12 protein-coding genes are annotated in these 17,329 nt (G+C 37.3%); all 12 read right to left on the reverse strand.

Going from position 1 to position 17,329, the window contains the following annotated elements; genetic code table 11:
• Positions 1-16 precede the first annotated feature (16 nt).
• Positions 17-2,944: a cadherin-like beta sandwich domain-containing protein gene (locus tag RCJ95_RS17740; RefSeq protein ID WP_369354468.1), complete on the reverse strand. Its 2,928-nt coding sequence runs from the start codon at positions 2,942-2,944 to the stop codon at positions 17-19.
• Positions 2,945-3,104: 160 nt separating this feature from the next.
• Complete coding sequence (locus RCJ95_RS17745) at positions 3,105-6,923, reverse strand: InlB B-repeat-containing protein (protein WP_369354469.1); 3,819 nt, start codon at positions 6,921-6,923, stop codon at positions 3,105-3,107.
• A 1,070-nt stretch (positions 6,924-7,993) separates the two neighbouring features.
• Positions 7,994-8,599, reverse strand: coding sequence for a TetR/AcrR family transcriptional regulator (locus RCJ95_RS17750; RefSeq protein ID WP_004224884.1), 606 nt, complete (start codon positions 8,597-8,599; stop codon positions 7,994-7,996).
• Between the two features lie 189 nt (positions 8,600-8,788).
• Positions 8,789-10,171, reverse strand: coding sequence for a sensor histidine kinase (locus RCJ95_RS17755; RefSeq protein WP_221682717.1), 1,383 nt, complete (start codon positions 10,169-10,171; stop codon positions 8,789-8,791).
• On the reverse strand, positions 10,159-10,821 hold the full coding sequence (locus RCJ95_RS17760) for a response regulator transcription factor (RefSeq protein WP_221682718.1): 663 nt from the start codon (positions 10,819-10,821) through the stop codon (positions 10,159-10,161). Before RCJ95_RS17760 ends, RCJ95_RS17755 begins: the two co-directional genes overlap by 13 nt.
• A gap of 26 nt (positions 10,822-10,847) precedes the next feature.
• Complete coding sequence (locus RCJ95_RS17765; RefSeq protein ID WP_257521326.1) at positions 10,848-11,600, reverse strand: lantibiotic immunity ABC transporter MutG family permease subunit; 753 nt, start codon at positions 11,598-11,600, stop codon at positions 10,848-10,850.
• A 3-nt stretch (positions 11,601-11,603) separates the two neighbouring features.
• On the reverse strand, positions 11,604-12,332 hold the full coding sequence (locus RCJ95_RS17770) for a lantibiotic immunity ABC transporter MutE/EpiE family permease subunit (RefSeq protein ID WP_221682720.1): 729 nt from the start codon (positions 12,330-12,332) through the stop codon (positions 11,604-11,606).
• Position 12,333: 1 nt separating this feature from the next.
• Positions 12,334-13,041 (reverse strand): lantibiotic protection ABC transporter ATP-binding protein, encoded by a 708-nt coding sequence (locus RCJ95_RS17775; protein ID WP_221682721.1) that lies wholly within the window; start codon positions 13,039-13,041, stop codon positions 12,334-12,336.
• A 154-nt stretch (positions 13,042-13,195) separates the two neighbouring features.
• On the reverse strand, positions 13,196-14,062 hold the full coding sequence (locus RCJ95_RS17780; RefSeq protein WP_004224896.1) for a 2-oxoacid:ferredoxin oxidoreductase subunit beta: 867 nt from the start codon (positions 14,060-14,062) through the stop codon (positions 13,196-13,198).
• Positions 14,062-15,801, reverse strand: coding sequence for a 2-oxoacid:acceptor oxidoreductase subunit alpha (locus RCJ95_RS17785; RefSeq protein ID WP_221682722.1), 1,740 nt, complete (start codon positions 15,799-15,801; stop codon positions 14,062-14,064). The genes RCJ95_RS17780 and RCJ95_RS17785 overlap by 1 nt, the downstream gene beginning before the upstream one ends.
• Before the next feature lie 263 nt (positions 15,802-16,064).
• Complete coding sequence (locus tag RCJ95_RS17790; protein ID WP_004224903.1) at positions 16,065-16,331, reverse strand: stage V sporulation protein S; 267 nt, start codon at positions 16,329-16,331, stop codon at positions 16,065-16,067.
• Positions 16,332-16,508: 177 nt separating this feature from the next.
• Positions 16,509-17,306 (reverse strand): TIGR00282 family metallophosphoesterase, encoded by a 798-nt coding sequence (locus RCJ95_RS17795; RefSeq protein ID WP_257521325.1) that lies wholly within the window; start codon positions 17,304-17,306, stop codon positions 16,509-16,511.
• Positions 17,307-17,329 lie beyond the last annotated feature (23 nt).

Here is a 17,329-nt window from a genome sequence, read left to right on the forward strand (position 1 = left end):
CATGATGGAGATTTGATTATTGTTGTAAGGCTCTGTATAAAAATGCTACAAATTGGGCACGTGTTACTGAAGATTCTGGTTTAAAGTAACCGCTATCCCCTAACGCAATATCATTTGCCGCCAGAGCGATAATATAGTCATGTGCCCAATGTGTTGATGGAATATCTTTAAATGTATGTGTGCTCGTTGGTGATAAGTTTAATGCTATAGCTAATACTTTCGCTATTTGAGCACGTGTCATATTTTCATTTGGCTTAAAGTATCCGTTAATACCTTGATACAGACCAGCTTGTTGCACCAACTTGATGGTTTCATAATACCGATGATTTAGTGGAATATCCTTAAATGTTTGTGCTTCCTGTATTGGATTTAGTTTAAAAATACGGGAAAATATTAACGCAACATGCTGACGAGAAATCGGATCATTTGGTTTAAAAGTACCATCCGCATACCCTGTAATATATCCACGTTTAGCAAAATCACCAATCATTGTGTAAGCCCAATGATGCACGGGCACGTCTGAAAAGATAATATCTGTAATGGGCTCTTGCGGTTGCTTAGGATCAGTAGGTACCAGCTGAGGAAGCTCTATTGGTGCTGGTGCTGCTGGCTCTACAGGCGCTGAGTTTCCTGGAATTTGTAGTGAATCTACGGGTGCTGGTAGCTGCTCACGATATATTTCAACTTTGTATTTCTTTTTCGTAACCCCGTCTGGTGCTGTTATTTCTAGTATAATAGTATTTGCCCCGAAGTTTAGTGACACTGTCATTTTCTTTCCACTGCTGCTTGGTAATCCATTAATCATCAGCGTTGCATCATTGTCATCGAGTATTGGTGTTAAATCTATACTATTCACATTTACATCAACATTAACTGAATATTTTTCTCTTTGAGAATCAAATGATGGCTTCAAAATTCCATAATTCAACGTTAGACTTTTTAAATTTGCGTTACTCGATGGGAATCTCGTTACCGTTACTGTATAGGTCTGCGTTGTTTTATCTTCTGCTGTTACTTCTATTGTTACCGTATTCTGTCCTACATTCAGCGGAATCGGATTTGATGCTGTGCCACTGCTCACGGCATGCCCGTTCACCTTTATTTTAGCTGTAGCATCTGCTGCTGTTGGTGTTACTGTTAAACTAGTAATAGCATTCTCTACGCTTGCTGTATAGGTGAAATCTCCCCCATTAAATACAGGAAGGTATGACCCCGTGCTTAGAGTGAGATCACTCAGGTTAGCATTACTCGATGGGAATCTCGTTATCGTTATTGTATAGGTCCTCTGCGTTGTATCATCTTCTGCTGTTACTTCTATTGTTACTGTATTCACTCCTACATTCAGTGGTATCGAATTTGATGCTGTACCACTGTTAACGGCATGCCCGTTCACCTTTATTTTAGCTGTAGCATCTGCTGTTGTTGGTGTTATTGTTAAACTAGTAATGGCATTCTCTACGCTTGCTGTATAATTGCTATCTCCTGAGCTAATTTCAGGAGATAGTATTCCTGAGCTTAAAGTAAGACTAATTAGATTAGCATTACTTGATAGCGCCCTCGTTACTTTCACTTGGTATGTCTTTTTTGTGCTATTTAAAGCTGTTACTTCTATTAATATTGTATTACTTCCAACATTAAGGGGAATTGTAGCTGATGTTGCACCACTACTGACTAGATTCCCATTAACCTTAACTGTTGCAGTTGAATCTATAGCATTTGGTATGACTGTAATGGTTGAAACCGTGTTCATTACATTGACATCATAAGAAAGTATTTCTTTAGAAAATTGTGGGGAAAGCGTTCCTTCATTTAAATGTAAACCCTCTAAATCCGCTGAATATAAATGCACGGTGGAGATTGACTTATTTCCTGCATGATCTTCCGCAAACAATGTATATGTCCCAAAATTATCCACAACAATTTTATTCTCAGTGAACGTATTTCCTCCAGTCAAAAAATAAGATTCATTCTGATTTCCAAATGCCCATTTCTTCGTTTTCACTCCACTTTTACTATCAGTAATGGTAATTGGAACTTCTAATTTCTGATTGGTAATTATGGTCATATTGCCACTTGTAATGATTGGTGCATCTTTATCGATATTATCAATAGTAATCGTTTGAACAGTTGAATTTAATAAAATATCCCTTGCATACCAAGTAATCGTTCGATTTTGATCTACACTAACAGAAGAACCTACTAATGAGTTTCCAGCTGTATTAAAATATGATTCATTTTGAATGCCATAATCCCACTTTTGAATCTTCAAATCACTTTCACTACTAATATTTGCAGTAACTGTAACATCACCATTTGTCCATCCTGTAGGGGATTTTGTTAAATTGATCACTGGCGGAGTTGGATTTAATTTTAATGTGTAATTCACTTTTTCATACCTTAAACGTTTATGTGTTCCATTAGAAATGGTTTCATAGTAGCTTAAATTAGCCCATAAAGCATTAGCAGGAACGGTAGCACTTTCCACAACATTTACACCATCTACACTATAGCGGTATTTTTGATTCGTTATTGGGTTTTTACCATTCCCAATATCACCATCAAAATTACTTACTGTTATCCACTTAACATCAGAAGGAATATCAGTCCAATTGTGAACATACTGCTTTTCTACAGATTTTCCATCACGACTAAACATGTATTCTATACCATTATCTAATGGCAAAGTAATTGGAAAAAATGTTATCCATTTCGCATCTGTCGGTAAACTATCTCTATCGGTAAAATTTTTTGTTAAATAATCTCCACTATATATATGAAGAATCCCTGCAGAATCTCCTTCTAGGTACTGGATATAGGATATAACCTCTCCATTAACTGTAATTTCTGCTGCCTTTGCTGCATTTGGTAAAAATCCTAAACTACATAAAATAATAACAACACTAGTGACTAACAATAGCTTCCCCTTTTTTAATGGTTGTTGCATCTAATCCCTCCTTCTTCTTTATTTAGTGATTCATCAGAAATATCCTCACTATCTATTCACTACTTTATATTATCGAAAAGTAATATTTAACAAAAATATTACTCTATCATAGTATAATGGCGTGAAGTTGTTAGATAGCCTCACGCCTAAAAAATCATTTTTATTGCTGCATTGCACGGTATAAAAAGACCGCCAATTGTGCTCTTGTCACAGAAGCTTCAGGGTGGAACTTGCCATTAACCCCTAATGTAATCTCTGCTCGCTCTAATGCCGCAATATAGCCAACACTCCAATGATTGCTATCTACATCCTTAAAAGAACTCTTACCTTCTGATTTCAGCTGTAGTGTATTTGCTAAAATTTTAGCTAATTGTGCCCGTGTGATATTGTCTGTTGGACGAAATGCTCCATCCGCTCCATCAATAATGCCTGCCTGCTGTAAGGTCATAATCGCATCATAGTACATATGATTTGGTGCTACATCCGAAAAGGCTGCTGTTGGGCGGATCACCTCGAATTCAAAAGCACGTGTGAATAATGAGGCAACATGCTGGCGGCTAATTGATTCATTCGGTCGGAAAGTACCATCTTCATATCCTTTAATAATGCCCTGCGTTGCTAATGCCTCAATCATATCCTGTGCCCAATGGTTTTCGATATCTTGGAAAGTCATCACGGAAGGCTTTTGCTGTGGTTCTTTCTGTTCTTCAACTGTCAATTTTATCCATTTTGCATAGAGCGTTAAATTCTCCCTCATAAGCGTATCTTCAGCCCATTGTATCGTTAGCGCTTTATCTATATACCAACCGTCAAAACGAAAACCTTCCTTTGTTGGTACAGGTAAATCGCTGACTCTTGTATTATAGGTAATCTCCATGTCCTCTAAAGATAGGCCACCATTTGTCTCGAAGGATATTTGAATAGACGTTGATGGATGAGAAGCACTACCTCCATCCGGCATTGAAGGACCATTGGCACTACCTCCATCAGGTGTTGAAGAATTCGCTATCCATTGAGCATACAAAATTATATCTGCCTCACCTATTATTAAAGGCGTATTTGCTATATAGGCTATTCCCTTACCATCCTGTACTGTATTCCAGCCCGCAAAAGTATAGCCTGTTCTTACTAGATTGCCACTATTTCCTTGTACCATTACTTTTTCATTTTCTTCATATAATGTACTATCCTTTGGCACTGTCCCACTTGTTGCACCATTTGCATTATATATGACTGTATAAGTTGGGTTCGCTGTCCACTGGGCATACAAGATGACATCGGCTTTTCCCATTTGAAAGGTTGCATTTTCGGCATAGGATATTCCCTTACCATCTGCTTGTGTATTCCAGCCTTTGAATGTGTAGCCAGTTCTTACTAGATTTCCACTATTTCCTTGTACCATTACTTTTTCATTTTCCTCATATAATGGACTATTCTGTGGCACTATACCACTTGTTGCGCCATTTGCATCATATTTGACTGTATATGTTTGGTTAGCTACCCACTCCGCATACAATATAATATTTTCTGTACCCATTGGGAAGGTATCATCCACTGCATATGCTGTGCCTTTACCATCTGCCTGTGTATTCCAGCCTTTAAAGGTATAGCCTGTTTTCACAAGATTATCGCTATTAACCTTCACTGTCACAAGGGCATTTTCTTCATATTTCCCATCATCTTGTGGCACACTGCCTCCCGTTGCTCCATTTGCATCGTAGATAATGTTATAATAATTATTTGGCACTTCATACGCCCCTAAATCAATCGCCGATCCTTGCACACGTTTTTTCCCAGCAAGGTCTGTCGTTATATCTGCTAGTTCAGGATAACTAGCATTCCCTTGATCTAATGCTGGAGAATCTGCTTTTAAGCGATAATCTTTCTTGCTTGAATCCATAAACACATCTGTTGGCAGATAAGTGGGCGTATCAACAGCCGTCCCAGTCGTATCAAATAGTTTCCCTCTTATGTTCTTTCCTACTTCCACATCGAGCAAACTATTTTCAACTTTACCTTTATAATTATAAAAGGCAATTTTCTTGTTATTTCCGATAATAATACTATTTTGAATTTTACTAGCTGAGCCACCTCCAGAAATAGCACCCACTCCATATTTCGGAACATCGCCACTGATGGTCACATTCGTTAAGATGATATTACTAGTTGGAGAGTCAGTACTTATAGTAGCACCATCAAAATCTGCCTTGTTGTCAGTAAATAACGTATTTCTTAAGTTGGGGCTGCTACTGCCATCATTGAACATACCGCCCCCAATATACGCTTCATTTCCAATGAATATCATATTCGTTAAAATTGGATTACTGACACCATCATTAGACATAGCCCCTCCACCATAACCTGCCTTATTTTCACGAAATGTAACAGTTGTCATCATCGGGCTACTATTGGTATTGTGCATGCCGCCCCCATTGATTGCATTGTTTTGATCAAACGTCACATCGGTTAAGCTTGGGATACTATAGTTCGTATTAAACATCCCTCCACCTAACTGACTTGCCTGATTTTTATTGAATAGCACATTTTTCAATAGTGGACTACTATTGCTACCAGTATTAAACATCCCTCCTCCATACTCCGCCTTATTCCCACTAAATGTTACCTCCATTAAGTTGGGACTGCTAGCATCATTGTATAGAGCACCTCCATAAAAAGTAGCTTCATTTTCATTAAAGGTTACGTTTGTTAAAGTTGGATTACTGGCATAATTGTACATGCCACCACCATGTTGAGTTGCCTTATTTCTATTAAATTCAACTTCCGTTAAGATAGGATTACTCACGTTACCGTTATATATACCACCTCCGTATACTGCTTCATTGCTAGTAAATGTTATATTTGTTAAAGTCGGACTACTGCTACCACCATTATAGATAGCGCCTCCATAGCCAGTCGCTTTATTTCCATCAAATTTGACACCACTTAATCTTGGACTACTACTAGCATTGTAGATAGCGCCACCTAGGTACGCTTCATTTCCGCTAAATAGAACATTTGTTAAAATCGGGTTACTCCCTCTAGTATTATACATAGCCCCTCCATAGCCTCCACCATCTCCCTGTGCCTTATTCCCGGTAAATAGGACATTTCTTAAGAGTGGGTTATTGCCATCGCTATTGTACATCCCACCACCATACATATGCGTCCCCTTATTAGCAAGACCTCCCGTAATGGTGACACCATCGAGAATGGCTGTTTCATTTAATACACTTACATCAGGGTCATATCGATGATAAAATACATGATAGGCATTTTCTCCACTAGGAAGTGCTCCACTTAGTATAGTTTTGTATGTGTTAAAATCTCGCTGCGCTAATGTTTCTTCATCACCTTTAAAACCGCCATAAATTTCCACACCATTTCTCATTCGGAATGCTACACTGCGTGAATCATTTACATCCATTTTTCTAGTTGGTGTGTATGTTCCTTGGGCAATCCAAATTTGCTGTCCACTTTGTGCGCTATGTAAAGCGGATTGTAAATCTTGAAATGCATTGTCCCAACTTGTACCATCATTATTCCCAACAGTAGCAGTTGCGTCCACATAAATAATAGAGTTACCTGCTGACAATAACGATGACTTTTGTTCTGCGATGCGAATTACATGCTTACTAATGGAGGATTGCCCAATGATTCTAAACCAAATATGATAGTCCCCTGCATCTGTTAAAACAAGTGGCGTTAAAGTATTGAATACTGTCCATGTATTTCCTTTGTCGTTAGAAGTCTCTACCTGTAGACTAGCACTATCGACTGTAGTTGTTGTCGCTTGAATAGTAACAGGACTTGAAGCAATGTCACCATCTATATAAGGCTCTCCATCTGTTGTGAGTGTGACAGTTAGTATGGGCTGTTCATGATCATTCGTTTCAGCATACACTGGGAAACTACCAACTACAATCTGTGCCATTAACAAATAGATGACAAATACCGATACTGCCTGCTGCCATTTTCTCATAGCATTCTCCTCTTTCTATACATTTTACTTCTACCATTTGATTGAAAAAGAATAGGAACACTCTCTTACATCAATCATGTTCTAATGCATATGCGAATAACAAACATATACGATAATTATATTATTTAAAAATTTCAAATTGCTATAAAAGCAAATTGCGACTATTTTGGTTTAATTTTACACATTAAACATCAATCCCCTGTACAATCTCCCTTCTTAATGGTGTCACTCATTCACTAAGTCTATTTAAAGCCCCATCGATTTTTACAGTAGCTTAGAAGGTTTGATTTAATCCTAAAAATCTGGATGAACGTTAACAGAGATGTTATTTTGGTACTCATAGATCCTTCTTTCTACATCTTGATATAAAATAACAATAAGCAATTTATATTACTCAAAAGTAATATTCAACTTAAAAAAAGAAAAATCATTTTCTTTTATATAGTTATATTTCCTCTATTTTCTCTAGTAAATATCTCTTCTATTACTAAAGTTAAATTATCTATCTCTTGGCTTTTTTACTTTGGCAACAATTGAATGAATGCTAATCATTCAATCAATTCACTAAAACACTCTGAAACCCATATGTGTAACTAAATCTTTCCAAAAACACCCCGCATAGATGAATGATACCTTTGTATTTCTGAATCTACTTGTCCCCTGAAATTTCACTAATCCATCTGCAGTTGCTAATTGACCAATCAATTGCTCTATACCTTCTTTTCTGTAGTAGAAAGTTACATTTTCTAACTTATACTCTGTTCAAGCATATTAAGCAGTCTTTCCTTTTAAAATTTTAAAAGATTAAGGTCAGGTCTGACTAAATAAGCCAGACCCTTAAGTAATAATTACTTAACAGTAATACGGCCACCTTTATCTCCTACATATGGCATTGGTGGATACATCATTACATTCACCTCCTCTTTTCTTCTTTAATTGAGTGAACCATTTGAAATACTAATGGTAATCACTACCTATTTCTAATATTATATTACTCAAAAGTAATATTCAACTTTAAAAAAAGAAAAAATCAGTATTTTCTTTTTTTAAAATTATGAAGTGGTTGATTATTAGTCATGACTTCCCCTATCCAGCATACCATCTATTAATAAATTCACAATATCAGTGGCTATCTCTTCTGGCTTTTTTTGCTTTGGCAGTAATTGAACAAATGTTAATCGCTCAATAATACCTATTAAGCTCTCTGCAACTATATGTGTATCTAAATCTTTCCGAAAATAGCCAGCATCTACTTCATAATCCAGATTCTCTTTAATTTGCTTGACTATTTGTGCCTTTATTTCATCAGCCTTTGTCGATAAATATAATCCAATTCTTGTTAAATTTGGGTTTTTAGCAAAAAACGCTAATAATTCCTTAACATTATGGATAATACGTGATTTTACTGTTGCTTGCTCTAATGCAGGCTGTAAGCGGCTTTTTTTGGCTAAATCCATCATTCGTAAACGAAAAAGATTCTCTAATTCTTCAAAAATGGACTCTTTATTTTTAAAATACAGGTAAAAAGTAGGCTGACTTAATGATGCACTTTTTACTATAGTACTCACCTTCGTTTCATGATATCCATGCTGCGCAAACTCTTTCGCTGCAATTTCAAGTAATAATGCGCGACTTTCTTCTCCACTTGCGCCTTTTGGTCTACCTCTTTCTGCCATAAAAAAAACTCCTCCATTTAAGTACCCTTAAAACTTTTTTTCTATAAAAAAAGCCCTTTATAAGGATAGTTAGTTGTAAAACCTTACTTCCAATAAAAAGGACTAAATTTATTACTAGGGTAACATGAAGGACTTCATTAGAGCAATGACTTTGATTTCTACCCGAAGTAAATTGGAAAAAATAAACTGTTACTCCATCCTCATAACAGGAATAGTGACTGTCACTTTTCCTCCACCAGTTATCGAATCATTAGCGAGTGTTATTACCCCATCATGCTTTTTAATAACTGACTCTGCAATATAAAGACCCATACCATGATGATCTGTTGTATTTCTACTTGGGTCTCCACGATAAAATTGTTTGGTAGCCTCTTTTAAATCTTTTGCTGAAAAACCTGTACCACTATCTTTCACAGTAAAATGAATAACATTCACCTTTCCTTCAATAGATAAAGTGACTTTCCCGTTATTTGGTGTGTGCTCAACCGCATTGACAATCACATTTAATAGAGCCCGATAAAAAAGCTCTTCCTCTATCATAATGGAAGTAGGTAGCCTGACCATTTCTACAGTAACTTCAAGATTTTTTTCTAAAGCAAGAGCTTTCATTTGTTGTTCGACCTGTTGAATAAAAGAATGCATGGCGACATTTGATTTTGAGGTGACAATACCTTGCTCCACATTCGAAAGATCCATTAATTGCTTTGTGAATTTTTCAATTTCAACCGTATTTTTTAATATATAATGGTTAAATTCTTTTTGCATTTCATCTTGGGCGGTGTCCAATAAAAGTTCGGCATTTCCCCGAATAATCGTCAATGGTGTTTTCAGGTCATGTGCCAGTGCTGATATTTGTTCTCTGCGCAATCTTTCTGCCCGCCATTGCTGTGTCAAAGAAGTATTTAATGCTTCCTTCATTTGTTCGAAGGAAAGAGCAATATCATCAATTTCTTGGATTCCAGACGGTTGTAAATGAAATGCCAAATTTTGATGTTGTATTTTTTCAATAGCTTCTTGTAAGCCCATCATTTTTTGTTTTAGTCTTCTGCCAAAATGAACAGCAAGTACCGCTGCTTGTACAACAACTCCAATAATAAAAACTAATAAAACCGTTAATTGCGGATTAGGTAAATAATTTCTTATGATGGCAGAGCGATACTCAGGTACTAAACTATAGCGTAAAATACATATTTCTTGTTCGCGCTCAATAAATGCATAAAATTGAGAACTTCCTTGCTTCTCTCCCTTTTGTTTTAACTGCCATGCATAGGAAGCCTCTTCTTTTGTTAAATTGCCTGAAATAAACTCTCCCTGATTTGAAACCACTGCATATTCTACAAGATCAGGGATCATCTCATCCGTTACCGAGCTGCTTGTAGCAATTCGATCTTTTGCTAACGTGATTTGTGTCTCTGCATAATTTGCAGGTAAAATAATACTAGCTGAAAAGGCAAACATAAATAGACCTATTAATAGTGCCACTAAAAGAATGATGCCAATGCAAAGAAAAAATAAATATCTCAGAAAAAATGTATGCAGACGTGTTCCTTTCCTCGGTTTTACGGTTTCCACTTATAGCCAATCCCCCAAACCGTATCAATGACTTCTATATCAAATGCATGCAGCTTTGAACGAATATTTTTAATATGCTCTGTTATCGCTGTACTGTCACTTTTGCCATCAAACCCAAAAATCGTTTCGTATATTTGATCTTTAGAAAAAACTTGCCCGCGATGACGTGCTAAAAATTCACATATTTCATACTCACTTTTGGTTAACGGAATCCTCTCATTTTGAACAAATAGTTCTTTACCAGAAAGATTAAAATGAACTTTACCATGATAAAGAACATTCCGTTTCTCTCTATTTTCACGTCGAATATGAGCATTTACCCTTGCCCGTAGTTCCCCAATACTAAAAGGTTTGATTAAATAGTCATCTGCACCTAAGCCAAGACCAAACATAATATCTTCCTCTAAGGTTTTAGCGGTAAGAAAAAGAATCGGACAATCTACAGCATGGCGAATTTGCCTACATAGCGTATAGCCATCAATAGCAGGCATCATCACATCAAGTAAGATTAGATCAAAAAAGCCTAGATCCATCTTCTCTACCTCTGTCGAATTAAACACAATATTTACTAAATGATTATCTTTATGTAGTGCATTTTTAACCAGCATTAAAATATCAATTTCATCATCAACTACTAATATATTTGCCATAATTTATCCTCAACCATCCATTCCTACTATTCAGCTGCTCTACCTTCCCATCTCCAAAACCATAGGCAAGATAATGCAAAAGCTAGTATGCTTCCACCTAAGCACCATATTATACTAGTTTGGATACTTCCTTCGAGCCATATTAAATTTGTGCCCGCCGAAGTTAAAATCCATAAAGAAACAAAGTGACCGCTCCATCCATACGGTAAAAAGGGCCAAATAGCATCACCTAAACCAGTAAGCAACAAAGCGACCAGCAGGGCTTCCACAATGCCTAAACCAATCGAAGCACCTTTTCCAAATTGGAAGCTTACAAATAAATGTAAAATATAAAAAATAATATGACTGCTGAATAAAATACAGGCAGCAACACTATAAAATAAATAGTCAAAATCTACTTCATGTAATAATTCTCTAAAGCCCATACTAAAAATAGCTACAGACATAAAGATGGCTCCAAAGCTATACATCAATAATAATATAAGCTTACTCAAGTATGCCTTTATTTTTATTTTTGTTGAGACTAGCATGCTTTGATAATGACCTGCCTTCGCCTCCTGATCGGATGCCATTGCACATACTAATCCTATAATCATAGGTAGTCCACACGCTAGGCCTTGAAAATAGGCAGTTACTTTTCCGTGAAAATCCCATGGTGAATAGGAATAGTAAGCTAAAAACAATCCAGAAATAGCAATGGGGACAAGTAGATGTGTAAGTAGTAATGGAGTTCGTCTTGTTTTAAGACTTTCCGCTCTCAATAATCGTAACATGTCCATTTGCTATTTGGCCTCCCTTTTTTGAAACCACTTTGTCGTGAGTGAAGTGATTATGATAAACCAAGTGATCGTTATCAATAATCCAGGAAATATAACATCGTTATTGAGTAAAGAACTACCCTCAGGTACTGGTAGACCATTTGGTAATATACCGAGAGTTGAGCATAATAGACGTGCACCAATTGCAAAAGGATAGCAATACCATAGCTCTCCATCAGCAAATACTACAATCCCTACGATATTGGCAACTACATTGAGCAAAATAGCCAAATAGGTTCCTAATTTAGCTGCCAGAAAAAGACATAAGGGAATTTGCCACAAAAACGTTACGAAAATAACTAGAGAACTTAATAAGCTGCTTGTTATTGGTAAGCTATGACCAAATAGCCAGCCCCCTACTGTAATTCCTCCAAAGAACATACTAGTGATAATGAAAAGCCATACACCTGATGAAAGTATTTTTCCCAACCAAACCTTTTTGAGGCCAAGTGGTAGTGCAAGTATACTATGGTATTTCAACTTCTTATCTTTTTCGATCACTAAGGCACAGCAAATCGTCAGTGCACCTGGCAGAAGCATCGTATACCACCAGTTATAAGCTCCTGTTTGAAAATACTCCCCTCCCATAAGTACAGCGCCTATAAGTAAGGTTATAAGTGGCGTAAGCCAAAGTAGTTTGGGAATAAAAGTTCGCTTCCATTTTAATTGTTCTGCTTTCATGATGGCTAACATACTAATGACCTGCCTTTCTGTTGGCAGTGACAACCTGCATGAAGAGTGACTCTAATTCATGACCTTGTGGAGCTGGTCCCTGATAGCCAAGCTTGCCACCAGCAATAATGCCAATATCATCCACGACTTGTTCTACCTCAGGCAAAATATGACTAGACAATATAACAGTGATACCTTGTTCTGGAAAGGAGCGAATGAGCTTACGAAGCTCTTGTATACCGATTGGATCCAAACCATTTGTCGGCTCATCTAAAATTAACAGTTTCGGTTTGTTTAACAGCGCAATTGCTATACCTAATCGTTGCTTCATCCCTAAAGAAAACTGACCTGCTCGTTTTTTCCCCGTATTCGTTAAATCTACAATCTCCAATACTTCGTCAATCCGACTTTGTGGTATGCCTAACGCTATCGTTCGAACTTTTAGATTCTCTTTAGCTGTTAAATTATCGTACAAGGGTGGTGTTTCAATTAAGACCCCGATATCCTGCAAATCTTTTCGTGACCATAGATGTCCATTAAAAATGATATCTCCAGCATTAGGTCGTAGCATGCCCGTTATCATCTTTAAGGTTGTAGATTTTCCCGCTCCGTTAGGTCCAAGTAAGCCATAAACTGAATTACGTTTAATTTCTAACGATAAATTATCTACAATGTTTTGTCCTTTAAACGCTTTATTCAGATTGTTTGTTTTCAACATCAAATCTTTCATAATTAGTCATCATCCTTTCGATGACCTTAGTGTAAAAAATAAATATAAGGATTTTATAAGGATTCCATAACAATTACTTACTTGCGATCGATTACTAAAGCATAAAAAAAGCATTTGGAATGACTTCATTCCAAATGCTTCGACCCTATCAAATTTACATAAATTCTTTTACTAAATCATTAAAATCATTTTCGCTCATTTTGATATCGATATCTGTTAATGGTAACTCAGAGTAGCCAGGTACTTTTTCTTGATACGACGTTGTTTCAGTATCATGATAAATAATGCCTGTTACTAAGCCCTCGTGTTCCATCACTGTACGCATTGCCATACCACGATCTGAGTGATCATAACCTTCAACATCTGCTAATTTTGTTAAATTTTCTTTAAACCAATCATATGTGTTCACTTTGTTATACGTTACACAAGGTGAAAAGACATTGATAAATGAGAAACCTTTATGGTTAATACCAGCTTCAATTAGTGCTGTTAATTCTTTAATATCTGTAGAGAAGCCCTGTGCCACAAATGTTGCACCACTTGTTAACGCTACCTCTAATGGTTTCAATGATGGCTCAATCGCTCCACCTGGTGTAGATTTTGTAATAAATCCAGCAGCTGAACGTGGAGATGTTTGACCTTTTGTTAAACCATAAATTTGGTTATCCATTACAATATAAGTTATATCAATATTACGGCGGATGGCATGAATTGTATGCCCCATACCAATAGCAAATCCATCACCATCACCACCAGAAGCGATAACATGTAAATCACGATTAGCCATTTTCAATCCCTGTGCAATCGGAAGTGCACGGCCATGAATACCATGGAATCCATAAGAATTGATATATCCTGAAATTCGACCTGAACAACCAATTCCTGAAATGACAGCAAGTTCATTTGGTTCAATGCCGACATTTGCAGCAGCACGTTGGATAGCTGCTTGTACTGAGAAGTCTCCACAGCCTGGGCACCAGTTTGGTTTCACTGTATTACGAAAATCCTTAAATGTTGCCATTAGCGAGTCAACTCCTTCACACGATTTTCTAATTCACCTGGCAAGAATGGTGTACCGTTATATTTAGTGATTGTCACGATTTTATCGTGACCACCAACATTCATCTTCATAATATTAGCTAATTGACCTGTATAGTTATTTTCTACAACGATCACCTTTTTCGCTTGTGCAACAAGAGGTGCTATTTCTGCAGATGGGAATGGGTGAATTAATCGAATATGTGCATGATTCACTTTCATTCCTTGGGCATTCAGTCGCTCTTGCACTTCTTCAATAGCACCTCTTGTTGAGTTAAAGCCTACTAATAAAATATCGGCTTCCTCATGTGGTGCATTGACAAAGACTGGGTTATCAAATTTCAAACTCTCTAATTTACGGAAGCGTTTATCCATTTGAGTTTGGCGATTACCCGTTGCCTCAGATGGCTTCCCTGTTTCATCATGTTCAACACCTGTAACGTGGTGAATACCATGTAATGTACCCGGTAATACACGAGGTGAAATCCCATCTTCTGTATCTTCATAGCGCTTGAAGTAGGCTTTATCTGCCGCTTCCTCAAGATCATCCATCACAATTTTACCGCGACGAATTTCAATTTTATTATAATCAAATGGCTCTACAGATTGTTTTCCTAAAGATAATTGTAGATCTGTCATTAAGATTACTGGTAATTGTAATTCCTCTGCAATGTTAAATGCTTGGATCGTATCAAAGAAAGCTTCCTCCATTGTAGAAGGTGCAATGACTACCTTAGGGATTTCTCCATGTGTACCGTAAAGCATAGCCATCAAGTCAGATTGTTCTTGCTTAGTTGGTAACCCAGTTGAAGGGCCCCCACGTTGTGTATCCACTACTACTAAAGGTTGCTCTGTCATACCTGAAAGACCAATTGCTTCCATCATCAATGAAAGACCAGGACCAGCTGAAGCGGTAAAGGAACGTACGCCACCAAAGTTAGCGCCAATAGCCATTGTTGCTGCTGCAATCTCATCTTCCGTTTGGATTACCGTACCACCGAATTTCGGTAATTTTTTAATCAAGTATTCCATGATTTCAGAAGCAGGTGTAATTGGGTATGCTGCCATAAAGCGTGTCCCAGCAGCTATTGCGCCAAGTGCTATTGCGTCGTTCCCAATCATAAACATACGACGTTTTCCATCCGCAGGTGCAAGCTCCCATTCGCCTATACGATCAACTAAAAGCTCATTCATAATTTGACGACCACGTGTAATGGCTTCCATATTTTTTTGAACGACTTCTTCGCCCTTTTTACCAAAAATATCATCGACAACATTTTGGAATACTGCATCTTCTAGATTTAGCAATGACGCAGTTGCTCCGATAGCCACCATGTTTTTCATTAACGAAGTACCAAGCTCTGCTGCTACTTCTGTGAACGGTACTGCAAATAATGGTGCTTTTGAATCCTCTGGTTTAACAGGATCAAATTTTGCATCGGCTAAAATAATACCCTTTTCTGTAAGCTCTTTATAATTGACATCAATTGTTTCTTGATCGAATGCCACTAAAATATCTAAATCATCCGCAATTGAACGTACTTCTGTTGGACGAACTGTAATTTTATTATTCGTATGGCCACCTTTAATTCGAGAAGAGAAGTGACGATAACCGTATAGGAAATAACCTAGACGATTCATTGCCATTGAGAAAATCTCACCTGTACTCTCAATCCCTTCACCCTGTTGCCCACCGACTTTCCATGAAAGCTGATGTAACATGTCAACAACTCCTTAAATCCAATGTGTACTATTATTTTTCCTTCATAAGTTTAACACGAAGAAACCGTCTGGACTATTGTTTCTCCACGATTTAGGCGAAAATCAGACCTTTGACTGAAAATCCTGTTCATAAAGTTGTAATTTTCAAATCTAAGCAAAATCACGCCCCTATTTCAAGTGACATCTATCATATGTAAAACAGGAAAACGAAAAAATGCTCCGCCACAATAGTATGTGACAGAGCATTTTACTTCATTACTTTTTTATCGAATACGTTTTTCCACTAACAGCTTTAATGCTGTTCGTTCTTCTCCAGCAATCAAAATATCGGCAAACGCCGGCGCGCAAATTAAATCTGTGCCACTTGGCGCTACAAATCCGCGTGCGATGGCCACTGCTTTCACGGCTTGGTTAAGTGCACCTGCCCCAACTGCTTGCATTTCTGCCTGCCCTTTTTCTCTGATTACCGCGACTAATGCACCTGCAACTGAATTTGGATTAGAGCGTGATGATACTTTTAATGAATCCACAATTATTCCTCCCCGTTTCGCGAATAGTGTTTACGCTCAACAACTCATGTCCCCCTTTTTGGACCTCAAGTTATTGTCCGTAGCACATTTTATGCTCCGCAAAACGGAAATAGACTAGTTTGACAAAGAAACCTATATCCCCGTAAAAGAAACGTAAAAAAACATTCTTCGACTTATCTACCCTTGAAATGGATAGTCTTCATTTATATAAATGCGTTCACAGGCAATAGCCTTTCCTGTTCGATCGTCCATCTCTACAAAGAAACCACTTAAAACCTCTCGCCCTTTTTTCGGAACTTCAAAACGAGATGGCATGTTTGTTTGGAATTTATAGATGACACTTTCCTTCGTCATACCTAAAATTTCATCATACGGCCCTGTCATACCAACATCCGTGATATAAGCTGTACCTTGCGGGTAAATTCTTGCATCTGCTGTTTGCACATGTGTATGTGTCCCAACAACCGCTGAAGCCTTTCCATCTAAATGCCAACCAAGGGCGATTTTTTCACTAGTCGCTTCAGCATGAAAATCCACGAAGACAAGTGGAGATATTTGTCGAGCCTCTGCAATCAATTGATCTGCCATTGCAAATGGATCCTCATGTGGTGGTAAAAATACGCGACCATGTAAATTAATGACAGATAATGTCACACCCTTTTTAGAAATCTGGACCATACCTTTACCAGGTGCTTCACTTGAAAAGTTTGCCGGACGGATTAAGTAATCCGCGTCATCAATAAAATCAAAAATATCTTTATTATCCCATGTATGATTGCCCATTGTAATAACATCTACACCCATTTGTAGCAAGCTATTATAAATATTACGAGTAATCCCTCGTCCTGCCGCAGCATTTTCCCCATTTGCAATCACAACATCTGGATTATACTTCTTTTTTAAGCGAGGTAAATATTTTTCCACCGCATCTCGACCAATTGAACCAACAATATCACCAATAAATAGAACTTTCATTATGCAAGACCACACTTTCTCTA

This window comes from Lysinibacillus sp. BSL11 (assembly GCF_052928325.1).

What these genes read in the sequence shown, in the direction of transcription:
- RCJ95_RS17740 (WP_369354468.1), bottom strand. Translation starts at nt 2,944, where the DNA reads ATGCAACAACCATTAAAAAAGGGGAAGCTATTGTTAGTCACTAGTGTT.
- RCJ95_RS17745 (WP_369354469.1), bottom strand. Translation starts at nt 6,923, where the DNA reads ATGAGAAAATGGCAGCAGGCAGTATCGGTATTTGTCATCTATTTGTTA.
- RCJ95_RS17750 (WP_004224884.1), bottom strand. Translation starts at nt 8,599, where the DNA reads ATGGCAGAAAGAGGTAGACCAAAAGGCGCAAGTGGAGAAGAAAGTCGC.
- RCJ95_RS17760 (WP_221682718.1), bottom strand. Translation starts at nt 10,821, where the DNA reads ATGGCAAATATATTAGTAGTTGATGATGAAATTGATATTTTAATGCTG.
- RCJ95_RS17765 (WP_257521326.1), bottom strand. Translation starts at nt 11,600, where the DNA reads ATGGACATGTTACGATTATTGAGAGCGGAAAGTCTTAAAACAAGACGA.
- RCJ95_RS17770 (WP_221682720.1), bottom strand. Translation starts at nt 12,332, where the DNA reads ATGTTAGCCATCATGAAAGCAGAACAATTAAAATGGAAGCGAACTTTT.
- RCJ95_RS17775 (WP_221682721.1), bottom strand. Translation starts at nt 13,041, where the DNA reads ATGAAAGATTTGATGTTGAAAACAAACAATCTGAATAAAGCGTTTAAA.
- RCJ95_RS17780 (WP_004224896.1), bottom strand. Translation starts at nt 14,062, where the DNA reads ATGGCAACATTTAAGGATTTTCGTAATACAGTGAAACCAAACTGGTGC.
- RCJ95_RS17785 (WP_221682722.1), bottom strand. Translation starts at nt 15,801, where the DNA reads ATGTTACATCAGCTTTCATGGAAAGTCGGTGGGCAACAGGGTGAAGGG.
- RCJ95_RS17795 (WP_257521325.1), bottom strand. Translation starts at nt 17,306, where the DNA reads ATGAAAGTTCTATTTATTGGTGATATTGTTGGTTCAATTGGTCGAGAT.